Raw genomic sequence first — 1237 nt, forward strand, 5'->3', positions numbered from 1 at the left:
CAAGCAAATATAGAGGGGATAGAGAGGTCTCGGCTAGGTACATTTTAAAAATGATATCGGATCATAGAAATCCCTCCCTTCTATAGTTTTCTTAGAATCTGAACAGTACCTAGGCCCTATGACAAAAGAGGCCGAATCAAGTGCGAGCAAAGATGGTCAAGAAAATATGCTTTAAATCAAATGGTAATGAGCAAGTTATTAAAACAATGTTTGGGTATAGATGTTTCCAAGGACAGTCTATCCGTACGCTTAGGTCTGTTGCATTCCAGTCTCGAAAAGGAATTTCTGGGGCACCCCGATATCGGCAATGGCCCATCGGGCTTCAAGGAATTAGGATCTTGGCTAAGAAAAGAGATAAATGGGGATGTAGGGTTTGTTGTCCTTATGGAAGCCACAGGGGTTTACCATCAGGCCGTGAGCCATTATTTGTACGGTCTGGGGTACAAAGTTTGTATCATGCAGTCAGGTCGGGTAAAGCGGTATGCCCAGAGTTTGGACCAGCGTTCAAAGACAGACGCCCTGGACAGCAGGATGTTGAGTATGTTGGGTTTGGAGAGAAATTTAAGGGCCTGGCGGCCCCCTGGCAAAGAGCTTGGGCAGTTAAAAGCTTTAAGTAGGGAACGCAGCGCTCTTTTGAAGGATAGAACCATGGAAAGAAACAGGCAGGAGGCTATCAATTCAAGCAACAGTTCCAATAAAAAAGCTGACAAAAGGCGTTTGAGGCGGCTGGAGTTGATTAATGAGCAGTTAAAAGCCATAGAGCAGGAGATGCGTGAATTGGTTTCCAATAATGCAACTTTGAACAAGCGTATCAAACATCTGGAAAGTATTCCCGGGGTATCATTTATATCGGCAGCAACAGTTGTTGGGGAGACACTGGGGTTCGAGTCCATATCAAGTGCTAAGCAACTAGCCAGCTATGCCGGTTATGATGTTGTATTACGGGAGTCCGGCAACTTCAGGGGCAAGACTAGAATAAGCAAAAAGGGGAACAGCCATATCAGAGCCGTACTCCACATGCCCTCTATGGCCTGTATTCGCTGCAACCCAACATTGAGGCAATTCTATAATAGGCTAAAACCGAGGAAGGCAAAGCCTTTAGTTGCTTTGGTGGCAGTTCAGAGGAAGTTGTTGGTACTGATGTTTGCCCTATGGAAAAATGAACAAAATTATGATGCCGAATTTGAAAAGAAAAAGCAGCAGGAACTTAAAGCTCCTGCTGCACAGGATAGCAACA

General features: G+C 44.9%; 1 protein-coding gene. It reads left to right on the plus strand.

The window, feature by feature from the left end; all coding sequences use genetic code 11:
• Nucleotides 1–186 precede the first annotated feature (186 nt).
• Nucleotides 187–1237, plus strand: a 1051-nt coding sequence (locus tag ACFSR8_RS16480; protein ID WP_380294074.1) for an IS110 family transposase, incomplete at its 3' end; no start/stop codon positions are given.

Source organism: Hyunsoonleella rubra (assembly GCF_042684665.1).
GTDB classification, from domain to species: Bacteria; Bacteroidota; Bacteroidia; order Flavobacteriales; family Flavobacteriaceae; genus Jejuia; species Jejuia rubra.